Annotated in this window: 11 protein-coding genes; all 11 read right to left on the bottom strand. The window is 74.0% G+C overall.

Features of this window, described 5'->3' with window-relative positions:
* Nucleotides 1–5: 5 nt before the first annotated feature.
* From ACWFNE_RS03630 to ACWFNE_RS03580, 11 genes are read right to left on the bottom strand one after another with little or no spacing between them, the layout of a single operon-like run.
* Nucleotides 6–1,052 carry an LLM class flavin-dependent oxidoreductase gene (locus ACWFNE_RS03630; RefSeq protein WP_452121091.1) on the bottom strand — a complete coding sequence of 349 codons (1,047 nt, stop codon included), beginning with the start codon at nt 1,050–1,052 and terminating at the stop codon, nt 6–8.
* Between the two features lie 10 nt (nt 1,053–1,062).
* Nucleotides 1,063–2,094, bottom strand: a complete 1,032-nt coding sequence (locus ACWFNE_RS03625) for an aldo/keto reductase (protein WP_452121090.1) — start codon at nt 2,092–2,094, stop codon at nt 1,063–1,065.
* A gap of 12 nt (nt 2,095–2,106) precedes the next feature.
* The gene (locus tag ACWFNE_RS03620; RefSeq protein ID WP_452121089.1) at nt 2,107–3,174 is read right to left on the bottom strand and encodes an aldo/keto reductase; all 1,068 of its coding nucleotides are present in this window, start codon (nt 3,172–3,174) and stop codon (nt 2,107–2,109) included.
* A 39-nt stretch (nt 3,175–3,213) separates the two neighbouring features.
* Nucleotides 3,214–4,410, bottom strand: a complete 1,197-nt coding sequence (locus ACWFNE_RS03615) for an acyl-CoA dehydrogenase family protein (RefSeq protein WP_452121088.1) — start codon at nt 4,408–4,410, stop codon at nt 3,214–3,216.
* Nucleotides 4,407–5,315, bottom strand: a complete 909-nt coding sequence (locus ACWFNE_RS03610; RefSeq protein WP_452121087.1) for a hypothetical protein — start codon at nt 5,313–5,315, stop codon at nt 4,407–4,409. The genes ACWFNE_RS03615 and ACWFNE_RS03610 overlap by 4 nt, the downstream gene beginning before the upstream one ends.
* A 26-nt stretch (nt 5,316–5,341) precedes the next feature.
* Nucleotides 5,342–6,586, bottom strand: coding sequence for an LLM class flavin-dependent oxidoreductase (locus ACWFNE_RS03605; protein ID WP_452121086.1), 1,245 nt, complete (start codon nt 6,584–6,586; stop codon nt 5,342–5,344).
* Nucleotides 6,583–7,875: an acyl-CoA dehydrogenase family protein gene (locus ACWFNE_RS03600; protein WP_452121085.1), complete on the bottom strand. Its 1,293-nt coding sequence runs from the start codon at nt 7,873–7,875 to the stop codon at nt 6,583–6,585. The genes ACWFNE_RS03605 and ACWFNE_RS03600 overlap by 4 nt, the downstream gene beginning before the upstream one ends.
* The gene (locus ACWFNE_RS03595) at nt 7,872–9,482 is read right to left on the bottom strand and encodes a dipeptide ABC transporter ATP-binding protein (RefSeq protein ID WP_452121084.1); all 1,611 of its coding nucleotides are present in this window, start codon (nt 9,480–9,482) and stop codon (nt 7,872–7,874) included. The genes ACWFNE_RS03600 and ACWFNE_RS03595 overlap by 4 nt, the downstream gene beginning before the upstream one ends.
* Nucleotides 9,479–10,363, bottom strand: a complete 885-nt coding sequence (locus ACWFNE_RS03590) for an ABC transporter permease (RefSeq protein WP_452121083.1) — start codon at nt 10,361–10,363, stop codon at nt 9,479–9,481. Before ACWFNE_RS03590 ends, ACWFNE_RS03595 begins: the two co-directional genes overlap by 4 nt.
* Nucleotides 10,360–11,397, bottom strand: coding sequence for an ABC transporter permease (locus ACWFNE_RS03585; protein WP_452121082.1), 1,038 nt, complete (start codon nt 11,395–11,397; stop codon nt 10,360–10,362). Before ACWFNE_RS03585 ends, ACWFNE_RS03590 begins: the two co-directional genes overlap by 4 nt.
* Before the next feature lie 3 nt (nt 11,398–11,400).
* Entirely contained in the window at nt 11,401–13,053 is a 1,653-nt protein-coding gene (locus tag ACWFNE_RS03580) for an ABC transporter substrate-binding protein (RefSeq protein ID WP_452121081.1), read from the bottom strand.
* Between the last annotated feature and the right edge of the window lie 90 nt (nt 13,054–13,143).

Genomic DNA, 13,143 nt, shown 5'->3' with positions numbered 1-13,143 from the left:
CGGGGTCAGTGGGCGGGGACGGCGGGTCGGGCGGGCCACCAGCCGAGCCGGCCGGCGACGTCGTGCGCGGCCGAGCGGAGCAGGCGCAGGTGCTCGTCGTGGTCGGGGACGCCGGGCACGAAGCTCACCAGCAGGTCGGTGACGTCCGCGAGCGCGGGGTCGGCGGCCAGCTCGGCGGCGAGCGCGTCCGGCGGCCCGAGCAGCGCGTGGTCGTCGGCGAGGTACTCCTCGACGCCCTGCGCCGCGCCGCCGCCGGTGCTCCAGCTCTGCCACCGCCGCACCCCGGGCGTCACGAGCCGGACCGCCTCGCGGGCGTCGGGGTGCGGGTACACGGCCCGGGACACCAGGACGCGGGGCTCCCGGTCCGTCCCGGCCCACGTCGCCGCGAACGCCGACCGGTACGCGGAGACCGTCCGCGCCTGGGCGTGCTGGGCGTCGAGGACGGTCCCGCCCCGCCACGCGGTCGCGCGCGAGAGCTGGAGACCATCCCCGGCCCGGCCGGCGGCAGCCGCGGCGGCGAGCGCCCGGTCGGGGTCGCTCGTCGTGGCCTGCCACAGCCGCCGCCGCAGGTCCGGTGCCGGCGGGTGCAGCACCTCCCCGAGCCGGTTGAGCGCCGCCCCGTCGAACACCTGGTGCAGCCGGTCGACCGCAGCCCGGTACTCCTCGTGCCGGTGCACGAGGTCCTTCCCGAACGCCTCCCACGCGCCCGGGAAGGGACCGGAGCCGACGCCCAGCTCGAGCCGTCCTCCGCTGAGCGCGTCGAGCGTCGCGGCGTCCTCGGCGACCCGCAGCGGGTCCTCGAGCGGCAGCACCAGGACCCCCGTGCCGAGCCGGATGTGCGAGGTGTGCTCGGCGATCGCCGCGAGCACCACGAGCGGGGCCGAGACGTGCTCCTTGCCCTGCCGGAAGTGCCGCTGGATGACCCAGCCCGAGTCGTAGCCGAGCTCCTCGGCGGCCTGGAACAGCTCGACCGCCTCCCGGTACGCCTGCGCGGGCGGCACGTCCCGGTCGAGGTGCAGGAGGAAGCCGAGGCGCAGCCGCCGCTCGCTCACGGTCGTCCGGTCACAGGTTCAGGCCGGTGCCGTGCACACCGTGCTCGTCGACGAGCGCGAGCTCCTCGTCGGTCAGCGGCGGGAAGGACAGGGCCTGGAGGTTGTGGTCGAGCTGCGCCGTCGAGCTCGCGCCGATGAGCGCCGACGTGACCTCGGGGCGCCGCAGGACCCACTGGAGGGCCAGCTGCGCGAGCGACTGGCCCCGGCTCTCCGCGACCTTGTTGAGCGCCGCGGTGCGCCGGCGGTAGGTCTCGTCGATCACGTCGGGCGACAGGAAGGTGCTGTTCTCGGCGCGGGCGCCGTCGGGGATCGTCTCGAGGTACTTGTCGGTGAGCAGCCCCTGCGCGAGCGGCGAGTACACGATGACGCCGAAGCCGTCCTGGGTGGCGGCCTCGAGGAGCCCGTTCTGCTCGACCCGGCGGTCGTAGATCGAGTACCGCGCCTGGTGGATCAGCAGCGGGACACCCGCCTCGCGCAGGAGCGCCGCGGCCTCGCGAGACCGGTCGGGCAGGTAGTTCGAGATCCCGACGTACAGGGCCTTGCCCTGCTCGACGGCGCTGACCAGCGCGCCGACGGACTCCTCGAGGGGCGTCGAGAGGTCGGGGCTGTGGTGGTAGAAGACATCGACGTAGTCCGTGCCGAGGTCGCGCAGGCTGTGGTCGAGGGAGTTGAGGATCGCCTTGCGCGAGCCGCCGCTCAGGTACGGGCTCGGGCCGATCGGGTTGCCGGCCTTCGTGGACAGCACGATCTCGTCGCGGTACGGCGCGAGGTCCTTGGCCAGCACGCGGCCGAAGTTCAGCTGCGCCGCGCGGTGCGGAGGGCCGTAGCGGTCGGCGTTGTCGAAGTGCGTGATCCCCAGGTCGAACGCGTGCAGGATGATCTCCCGCTGCGTCGCGAACGCGTAGTCGGCGCCGAACTTCTGCCACAGGCCGAAGGACACGGCGGGCAGGTCGAGGCCCGAGCGCCCGGTCCGGCGGTAGGGGATCGTCGCGTACCGGTCGTCGGCGGCCGCGTAGGTCGTCTCGAAGGTTCCGTAGCTCACGGTGGTGACCTCTCAGTGCGTGCTGGGCTGGCGGGGGGCGGGGTCCTGCGCCGGTCGGCGACGCAGCGCGGCCGGTCGGAGCGACGGGGTGTCACGGCCCGTGTCGCGCTCCTGGAACTGGGTCCCGGGGTCCACGATCTCGTCGACCCGGTCGAGGACGTCGTCGGTCAACGTCACGGTGGTGGCCTTGAGGTAGGCCTCGAGGTGCTCCTGCGTCCGTGGGCCGATGATCGCGCTCGTGATCGCCGGGTGGTTCAGCGTGAACGCGAGCGCGAGCTCGACGAGCGGCAGGCCGTTGTCCTCGGCGAGCTGCGCGAGGGCGTCCGCCGCCCGGAGCTTGCGCTGGTTGCGATCGAGCGAGACGTCGAACCGGCCGGGGATCAGGTCCGCGCGCGCCGACTCCGGCTGCTCGCCACCGACCCGGTACCGGCCCGAGAGCCAGCCGGCCGCGAGCGGGCCGTAGCTGAGGACCCCGAGGCCGTACCGCTGTGCGACGGGCAGCACCTCGCGCTCGACGCCGCGCACGAGCAACGAGTACGGCACCTGCTCGGTGTGCGGCGCGACCAGGGCGTGCCGCTCCGCGAGCCACTGCGCCTCGACGAGCTGGTGGGCCGGGAACACCGACGTGCCGTAGTAGCGGATCTTGCCCTGCCGGACCAGGTCGTCGAGCGCCCGCAGGGTCTCGAGCAGGTCGGTGTGCGGGTCCGGGCGGTGGGCCTGGTAGAGGTCCAGGTGATCCGTCCCGAGCCGGCGCAGGCTGTCCTCGACCGCCCGCACGATCCAGCGGCGCGAGCTCCCGGCGTGCTGGGGGTTGCTCCCCACCTGACCCTGGAACTTCGTCGCGAGGAACACGTCGTCGCGTCGACCGCCCGCGAGCGCCTTCCCGACGATCTCCTCGGACCTGCCGTGGCCGTAGACGTCGGCGGTGTCGATCGACGTGATGCCGGCGTCGAGCGCGGAGCGGATGATCCGGACGCTCTCGTCCTCCTCCTGCCACCGCCCGAAGTTCATCGTGCCGAGCGTGAGCGGCGTGATCCGGACGCCGGTGCGTCCGAGGACACGGGTGACCTCGATGGTCATGCTGAACCTCTCGTCGTCGTGCGGGGCGGATCGTGCGGGTCAGAACAGGCCCGTGGTCGGGGGCTCGGTGCCCGCGAGGTGGTAGGCGCCCGCGACGGCCTGCTTCCACTGCCGCGGGTTGTGGTTGGCGGCCGTTCGTGCGTTGCGCCAGTGCCGGTCGAGGCCGAGCGCACGGTCGGTGACGGACGCGCCGCCCACGTCGAACAGCAGCTCGGCGGCCTTGAGCGCGGACTCGATCGCGACGACCCCGGCCTGCGCCACGTGCACCGCGGCGGCTGCTCCGGCCCGGCGGGCCTCCGCACCGGTCAGGCCGCGCAGCCCGTCGAGCGTCTCGCCCGCGAGGACGACGACGGCTCGCGCCGCCTGGGCGCGGGCCGCGATCTGCCCGACGGTCTCGCGCACGTAGGGGTCGTCGACGCTGCTCGCCGCCGAGCTGTGCTTGATCGGCCGGGCACGCTCGCGCACGAACCAGACCGCGTCGTCGAGCGCCCGCGCCGCGACCCCGGCCTCGACCGCGGCGAGGTACAGCTGCGCCCAGGCGCCCGTCCACGGGTTGTCGAGCACGACCTCGCCCGCGACGGTCGCCTCGTCGGCGTGCACCCGCACTCCCCTCAGCCGGGTGGTGCCGCTCGCGGTCAGGCGCTGACCGACGGCGTCGAAGTCGTCGAGCAGCTCGACGCCCTCGCGATCGACGGGGACGGTGAACCGCACCACGGTGCCGTCCTCCGTGACCGCCTGGGCGGAGAACCACGACGCGTACAGGCCGCCGGTCGAGTAGTACTTCTCTCCGTCGACGACCCAGCCGTCGCCGTCGCGGCGCGCCGTCGTGGTGACCTGCCCGCCCGCGCCACCGGCCCGCTCGTTGCTCGTGCCCGCGAAGAGGTCCCCGCGCCGCAGCCGCTCGACGAGCGCCGCGCGGTTCGGCAGGTCCGGACGGCTCGCGACCTGGTACGCGGTGAGGAAGCTGCTGCGCAGCGCCTGCGCGACGCTGGAGTCGGCGCGCGCCACGTCCACGACCATCTCGACGACGTCCCGCACCGTCCCGCCCGCACCGCTGTCCTGGACCGCGAGCCCCGTCCGGACGATCCCCGCCTCCGCGAGCTCGCGGACGTCGGCGAAGGCGTAGTCACGCGTGCGCTCGCGGGCGGCTGCGGTCTCGGCGAGGCGCGCCAGGACCGGGGCGACGGCCGCGCGGATCCCCTCGACGGTGAGCGGTTGCGTCGCGACGGCGGTCACCGGGGCACCCCCGCGAGCTCGGGCAGGCGCAGCCCGGCGCGGAGCGTGGTCGGTGCACCGGGCCCGGCCAGCAGGGGCACGAGCCGGCGCACGGCCGCGAGCGCACCCGGCGAGCCGCCGAGCGGGACGAGCTCGACGCCGTCGAGCCGGTCGGCGGCGACCCGCGCGCGCACCTCGCCGGCGAGCCGTGCCGGGACCCCGTCGACCGCGTCGACGGTGACGCGGCCGACCAGCGCGACCTCGTCGCGGCGACGCCCGACGGCCGCGAGCACCGCGGTGAGGGCCTCGTCCGCACCCTGCGTGCTCCCCGCGACGACGACGTCGGCGGACGCCGCCACAGCCGCCCACCCGGTGACCTCGACGTCGGCGGCGACGAGGACCGGCCGGCCCTGCACCGACGACGGCCCGTCGAGCGGTCCGGCCACCCGGTAGGACGGACCGACGTGGTCGATCCGGTGGACCCGGGACGCGTCGAGGACGATCGCACGCTCCTGGTCCCCGACCAGCGCGTCACGCGGGAACGACTCCCAGAGGCGGGTGAGGACCTGCGCGTACTCCGTCCACCGCTCGGCCGGCGACGCGTCGGTCACGGCACCGACGGCTCCGTCGCTGACCTCGTCGCCCACCCCCGTGCGCAGCGCCACGCCGGTACGGCCGGCGGTGGCACGGTCCAGCGAGAGGACGCGCCGGGCCGTGTTGTACGGGGCGTTGCGGCTCGTCGGGATGTCGACGACGTAACCCAGCTCGCCGTGCCGGCCGGCGAGGCTGCCCGCGACGACGCTCGGGTCGAGGCCGCCGTCGAGCAGCCGCAGCGCGGTCACGCCGGCCGCCTGTGCTGCGGCGGCGATCTCGTGGGCGGCCGGGACGTCGTCGACGGCGAACGCCACCAGGATCGGGACGGTCATGGGTTCTCCTCTCGGGTGCGTGCGGGTCAGCGGGCGGGCTCGAGGACGCCGGGCTCCCACACGCCCGTGGGGGCCGGGGGCAGGCCCAGGCCCAGGTGGCCGCGCAGGGTCGTGCCCTCGTACTCGGTGCGGAACAGGCCGCGGCGCTGGAGCACGGGGACCAGGTGGTCGGCGAAGTCGTCGAACCCGGAGGGCAGGACGTCCGGCATGACGTTGAACCCGTCGGCCGCACCGTGCCGGAACCACCGCTCGATGTCGTCGGCGACCTGCTCGGGCGTCCCCACGACGATCCGGTGCCCCCCGCCGCCGGACAGCGCCTTGAGCAGCTGCCGCAGGGTCGGGTTGTCACGCTCGATGAGGTCCTTGACCAGGCGGTAGAACGTCTGCGAGCCGCCGGCGGCGTCGGGTTCGCGCAGCAGGTGTGCCGGGATCGGCTGGTCGTCGTCGAGCTCGTCGAGCGAGAACCCGAGCTGGCCGGCCAGGCGGCCGCGGGCGTAGGCGTCGGGGAGGGCCTCGTCGAGGACCTCGCGCCGCCGGGCCGCCTCCGCCTCCGTGCTGCCGAGCACGGTCGACAGGCCCGGAAGCACGACGAGCTCGTCGGGGTCGCGCCCGAACGCGGCGGCGCCCGCGCGCAGCTCCCGGCGGAACGCCACCGCCGTGTCGAGGTCCTGCTCGGCGGAGAAGATCACCTCGCCGACGCGCGACGCCAGGCGCTTGCCGTCGCGCGACCCCCCGGCCTGCACGACGACCGGCCGGCCCTGCGGGGACACGAAGCGGTCGCGCTCGGCCCACGAGGCGACGACCTGCTCGACGAACCGCGCGGCCCGCCGGTAGCGCAGCCCGTGGTCGGGCTCGCCGTCCCGGCCGAAGTTGGCGGCCGCCACGGTGCCCGCGGTCGTGACGACGTTCCAGCCGAACCGTCCGCCGCTCACGTGGTCGAGGTCGCCGAGCCGGCGGGCCAGCTCGACCGGGTCGTTGTACGACGACGACAGGGTCGCGATCAGCCCGATCCGCTCCGTCTGGGCCGCGACCCGCGCGAGCACCGTCGTGGGCTCCAGGTTGTTGCCGGTGCGGTGCGTGGTGCTCGGGTCGAGCGAGGGACCGTCGGCGAGGAACACCGCGTCGAGCTTCGCGGCCTCGGCCTTGCGCGCGATCGACGTGTAGTGCTCGATCGTGTAGCTCGCGAGCGGGTCGGTGCCGGGGAAGCGCCACGAGCCGCCGAAGACACCGGCGTTGAGGATGTTGACGTTGAGGTGCAGCTGAGCGCTCACGCGACGGTCTCCTGGCTCGACTCCTGCATCCGGTAGTAGCCCGGCACGGGCGCCTCGCCGTTCACGAGGAAGTTCCCGACCACCCGCGGCTTGTAGACGACCGGGTTGTGCGACGCGAGCGTGCGCGCGTTGCGCCAGTGCCGGTCGAGGTGCACGCGGTTGCGGACGGCGGAGGACCCGAGCGCGTCGAACGCCCGGGACGCGGCGTCGAGCACGGCCTCGATGACGGCGACCTGCGCCGCGGAGGTCTCCAGGTAGGCCCGCGTGTAGTCGGCCTCGAGACCGCTGGCGTGGGCGTCCTCCAGCAGCCCGGCCGTGCGCGCGAGCAGGGTCTCCGCAGTCAGCCGGCGGACCTCCAGGATCCCGACGACGCCGAGCACCTCGGGGTCCTGGGCGGCCTCCCCGCCCAGCGCGTGCAGGCTCGTCCGGGTGCGTGCGCGGACCAGCTCCACGGTCTCGGCGACGAGGCTGCGGGCGATGCCGGCCAGGTTCGCCAGGTGCACGATCTGCACGAACGAGTCGAGCCCGCGCAGCGACTCCCGGTACCGGCCGATGTCGCCGTCGGGCTCGACGGGCACGTCGGCGAACAGCGTGGTGCCGCTCCCGGTCAGCCGCTGGCCGATGCCGTCCCAGTCGTCGACGTGCGTGACCCCGGCGTGCCGCGCGGGCACGACGACGAACCCGCGACCGCCGTCGTCGTCGGTGACGGCGACGCGGACGTGGTCCGCGAACCGTGCACCCGTCGAGTAGAACTTCGTGCCCGAGACGAACCGCCTGCCGTGCTCGTCGGCGTGCACGCGCGTCGTCGTCACGCCGAAGCCCGATGTGCCGGTCCCGACGGCCTCCGCGACGACGGCGGAGGGCTCGGACTGCGCGTTGCCGAACATCTCGCCCCGCCCGGCGGCGTCGAGCCAGCGCGCCCGCACCGCGGGGTCCCGCTCGGCGCGCAGGATCTCGGTCGTCGTGAAGTGGCCCCGCCAGATCTGCGGGAGGTTCGAGTCCGCCTCGCCCGCCTCGGCGAGCAGGGCGAACAGCGTCGGCAGGTCGACGTCGAGGCCGCCGTGCTCGACCGGCACCCGCAGGCGCCCGAAGCCCGCGTCCGCGAGCTCCCGCACCGAGGCGTCCGGGTGCTCGAACGCGACGTCCCGCTCGCCGGCGCCCTTCGCGAGCTCCGCGAGGACCGTCCGGATCCGGGGCAGCGCCTCGTCGAGGGCGACGGGCCGGGGCGAGGTCGGCAGGACCTGCTCGGTCTGCCGGGTCTGCTGGGTCTGCTGGGTCTGCTGGGTCACGAGGGCACTCCCACGGTGAGGTCGCGGCCCGCGATCGCGTCGAGCAGCTGGACGGTGTACTCGGTCTCGGGTGCCGCGAAGACCCGCTCGACCGGCCCCTGCTCGACGATCCGGCCGTGGCGCATCACGGCGACCCGGTCGGAGATGGCCCGCACGACGGCCAGGTCGTGCGAGATGAACACGTACGTCAGGTCGCGCTCGACCTGGAGCCGGCGCAGGAGCTCGAGGATCTGCGCGGCGACGGAGACGTCGAGCGCCGAGATCGGCTCGTCGAGGACCACGACCTTCGGCTCGATCACGAGCGCCCGGGCGATCGCGACCCGCTGGCGCTGCCCCCCGGACAGCTCCCTCGGGTGGCGGTCGACGAAGTCCGCCGGCAGCGCCGCCGCCTCGAGCGCGGCGACGACCCGGTCGCGGTGCGGACGGCGCCCGCGCCGAGGCGCCCCCTCCTGCAGCGAGCGCAGGGGCTCCTCGACGACCTGGTAGACGTCGAACCGCGGGTCGAAGGACGCGTACGGGTTCTGGTAGACGATCTGGACGTCCTTGCGCAGCGGCCGGAACGCCCGCCGGCCGAGGTCGGTGACGTCGGTGCCGAGGAGCGACACCCGCCCCGACGTCGCCTGCGTGAGGCCGGTCAGGACACGCGCGGTCGTGGACTTGCCGCTACCGGACTCCCCCACGATCGAGAAGGTCTCGCCCCGGCGGACCGCGAACGAGGTCCCGTCGACCGCCGGGACGGCGCCGTACACCTTGCGCAGGTCGGCGACCTCGACGACGACCTCGCGGTCCGCCGGGATCTCGATGCGCTCGCGCGTGAACGCCAGCCGGGACGGGACGCTGTCGAGCAGCCGGCGCGTGTACGCGTGCTGCGGGTCGGCGAGGACGGCCGCGGTCGCGCCGTGCTCCACGAGCCGGCCGGCCTGCATGACCCCGAGACGGTCCGAGCGGTCCGCGGCGACCCCGAGGTCGTGCGTCACGAGCACCACGCTGGTCCCGGTGCGCACACGCAGGTCGTCGATCAGGTCGAGCACCTGCTTCTGCACCGTCGCGTCGAGCCCGGACGTCGGCTCGTCGGCGATGATCAGCTCGGGCTCGACCGCGATCGCCGAGGCGATGAGCACGCGCTGGCGCATCCCACCGGACAGCTCGCCCGGGTACTGGGCGTACTGCCGCTCGACGTCGGTGAACCCGACGAGGTCCAGGAGCTCGTGCACGCGCACGCGCCTGGCCCGCGCGTCCAGGCGCGTGTGCAGCCGCAGGACGTCCTCCACCTGGTGCCCGACCCTGCGGACCGGGTCGAGCGAGACCGCCGGGTCCTGCGGGATCAGAGCGACGGATCGGCCGCGCACGTCCCGCCAGCCCCGGGGGCCGAGCTCGGTGAGCACCTGGTCGCGAAAACGGATCCCGCCCTCGAGCACCTGCCCGTTGCCGGGCAGGAGCCCGAGGATCGCGTGGCCCGTCGTCGTCTTGCCCGAGCCGGACTCGCCGACGAGCGCGAGGACCTGCCCCGGCTCGACCTCGAACGAGACGTCGTGCACGACGGCCTCGAGGCCGCGCCTGGTGCGGTAGCCGACGGTGAGACCCTCGACGGAGAGCAGGGCGCTCATGACTTGTCCCCTCGGGAGAGGTGGTGCGAGATGTGGTTCGTGGCGAGGACCACGGCCACGACGGTCAGACCGGGCCAGAGGGTCAGCCACCCGCGGGTGGCGATGTAGCTGCGCCCGTCCGCGACGAGCCGGCCCCACTCCGGGTCCGGCGGCTGGGCACCGAGCCCGAGGAAGCTCAGGGACGCGATCCAGATGATCGCGATGCCGAACTGCACCGTGACGAGGGCCAGGGTCGACGCGATCGAGTTGGGCAGCACGTGACGGCGCAGGATGTCGAACGTGGACGCCCCGCTCGTCGTCGCCGCCTCGACGTAGGTGCTGGTGCGTGCCTTCAGCACCTCGGCCCGGACCAGCCGGGCGAACGTCGCCGTCAGGGTCAGGCCGACCGCGACCGCGGCCTGCACGATCCCGAACCCGAGCAGCACCACGATCGTGATCGCGAACAGGAACCCCGGGATGGACAGCAGCACGTCGATCGCCCGGCCGATCGCGCTGTCGAGGAACCCGCCGAACCAGCCGGCGAGCGCGCCGAGCAGCGCACCGACCACGACACCGACGGCGACCGCGATCGCCGCTCCGGACAGGGACGCCCGGGCACCGTGCACGACACGGGAGTAGAGGTCGCGCCCGAGCTGGTCGGTGCCGAACCAGTGGTCGGCCGACGGCGGGGCGAGCTTGCCCGCGGGGTCCACCGCGATCGGGTCGTGGCTGGTGAAGACGCCTGGCAGGACCGCCCAGGCGAGCACGAGCACGACGACGGCGACCGCGAGGACGAGGAGTCCGTGGGCGCCCAGCCAGCGCAGCAGGCGAGCGGGTGCGGCGGAACGGTCCGCCGTCGCAGCCGGCGCCGCGGGCGGCGGTGTCTCGACGACGGTCGTCATGGCATCGCCACCTCGGCCGGGAGCCGGCGCCGGGCCGGCTCGGGGAGGACGACGCTCGCCGCGACGGTCGCCTGGCGCCGGAGCGCGGTCGTCCGCCGCGACGTGCCCTCGACCAGGATCCGGGGGTCGACGTACGGGTACGCGAGGTCCACGGCCAGGTTGATGGCGACGTACGCGACGGTCGACAGCACGACGACGCCCTGCACCACCGGCAGGTCCTGCGTGCTGACCGCCCCGACCACGAGCTGGCCGATCCCGTCCCGCGCGTACACCGACTCGGTCACGACGGACCCGGCGACGAGCTCGCCGAACGCCAGGCCGAGCAGCGTGAGCACCGGGAGCGAGGAGTTGCGCAGCACGTCCTTGCGGAAGATGAACCCCTCGCTCGCCCCCTTCGCGTGCAGCACGTGCACGAACGGCTGCCGTCGGGTCGAGCGGATCGACGACGAGAACACCTGCGACAGCGGTGCGGCGACGACGAGCGCGAGGGTCGCCGCCGGCGCCAGCAGCGCCCGGAACGAGCCGTCGTCGACCGACGGGACGAGGCCGAGCCGGAACGAGAGGAGCTGCAGCGCCAGGACGCCGGCGACGAATGTCGGCACCGAGGCGAACAGGGCGGGCAGCGAGCTCGTGAGCTCGCGCAGCCAGCCCCACGGGGCGTAGTTGATGACCAGCGCGACGACCGAGGCGAGGACCAGCCCGAGCACGAGCGCCAGCGAGGTCAGCCGGAGCGTCGACGGCAGGGCGCTCGCCAGCATCGCCTGCACCGGCTGGGCGGTCGTCAGCGAGACGCCGAGGTCACCGCGCAGCAGCCCCGTCAGCCCGTCCAGGTACTGCTCCCGCAGCGGGCGGTCGAGGCCGTAGTACTCGAGCAGGAGCTGCGCCCCCTCGGGCGAGATGTTCGCCTCCGGGTTCTGCACCCGGTTGGACACGGCGTCCCCGGGGAGGGCGCTCAGCAGGACGAACGACAGGGTGTAGGCGGCCCACAGGACGAGGACGGCCTGCCCGACGCGCGTGGCGACGTACCCGCGCACGGCCTACTCCTCGATCCACGTGTCGTACAGCCACGAGCGGCCGGTCGACTCGGTGCCGAACCCGTGCACGGTGCCCGCCAGGCCGAAGACCTGCGTCTCGTCGTAGAGCGGGATCTGGTACCCGTTCTCGAAGATGTGGTCCTCGATGGCCTGGACGGCGGCCGCGCGCTCGTCGGGGCCGAACGCCTCGGCCTGCGCACCCAGCAGCGCGTCGAGCTCGGTGTCCACGGTGGGGTTGTGCGTCGAGTTCGCGCGGTAGCTCGCGAGGGCCGCCCGCAGGACGCTCGGGTCGGCGGTGGACTGCTGACCCTGCGCGAACGCCCACGTGTCGCCGCGCGCGGCCTGGATCGCCTCGTACTCGGTCAGCGACGCGCTGTTGATGTTCAGCTCGACGCCGGCCTTCTTCCACTGGGACTGGAGCAGCTCGAGCACGGGCTGGGACACCTGGTAGTACGGCGCGACCCAGATCTCGAAGTGCAGGCGCTCGCCGTCCTTCGCGCGGATGCCGTCGGACCCGGCCTTCCAGCCGGCCCCCTCCAGCAGCGACTTCGCCTTGTCGAGGTCGTACCCGAGGTGCTCGGTCGAGTCACCCCGCAGAGGGGTGCCCTGCACGAGCGCGCTGGTCGGGACCGGGTAGCTGGGCGACAGGACGGTCGCGTTGATCTCCTCGCGGTCGGTGGCCGCCTGGAGCGCGAGCCGGACGTCCAGCTCCCGGGTCGGGGTGTCCGCGTCGAGCTGCACGGTCAGCGAGTTCGTCTGGCCCTGGATCGGGATCGCGACGATCTGGCCTCCACCGGCGACGACCGTCTCCTCGTCGTACGGCGCGATGTTGCGGGAGATGTGCGCCTCGCCCGACTGGAGGGCGCCGACGCGGGTGCTCGCCTCGGGCACGGTCGTGAAGACGATCCGCTCGAGGTACGCCTTGCCCTCGTGGCCCGATCCCTCGGGCGCCCAGTCGTAGTCCTCGCGCCGCTCGAGCGTCACGCCCGTGGTGCCCTCGACGGACTCGACGACGAACGGGCCGGTGCCGATCCAGTTGGTCAGGTCGCCGTGCCCGTTGAGGTCGGTCGCCAGGTACGGCTGGGCGAGGATCGAGCTGGCGCGGTAGTTGGACAGGATCTGCAGGAACCCGGCGTTGGGCTTGCTCAGCCGGACGTCCAGGTGCAGCGGGTCGATCACGTCGGTCCCGGCGTAGTCGCCCCAGAACGGGTCGACCGGGATGCCGAGCGCCTTGTCCCCGAGCCCGTGCTGGTCGAGGTTGAGCTTGACCGTCTCGGCGTCGAGCGGGTCGCCGTTGCTGAAGGTGATGCCGTCCTCGAGCGTGAACGAGTACGTGAGCCCGTCGTCGCTGACGGTCCAGGACTCGGCCAGCCACGGCCGGAACTCGCCCGTCTCCGGGTCCTGCCAGACCAGGCGCTCGGCGAGGTTGTCGCTGACCTGGCTGTTGGACCAGAGGGACGCGGTCGGCTGCCACGCGGCGTACTCGACGGGGTCGTAGAACGTCAGGGTGCCGCCGTGGACGGGGTCCGCGTCCGCGGCGCTGCCGGCGCCGCCCCCCGCGTCCGGCGAGGAGGCCGCACAGGCGCCGAGGACGGTGGTGAGAGCAGCGGCGGCTGCGGCGGTGGCCAGCAGCGTGCGGGAACGGGTGCGTCTCATGGGGTTCGTCCTTCGTCGTCTTCCGTGCGGAGACCGTCCCGTCGGGGCGGCGGTGCCGAAGTGGAGCAGGTCCGTCGACGTCGGAACAGT

The organism is Cellulomonas sp. NPDC055163, assembly GCF_053607065.1.
Note: the sequence above shows the minus strand (reverse complement) of the source record. Positions and strands in the feature narration are given on the sequence as shown.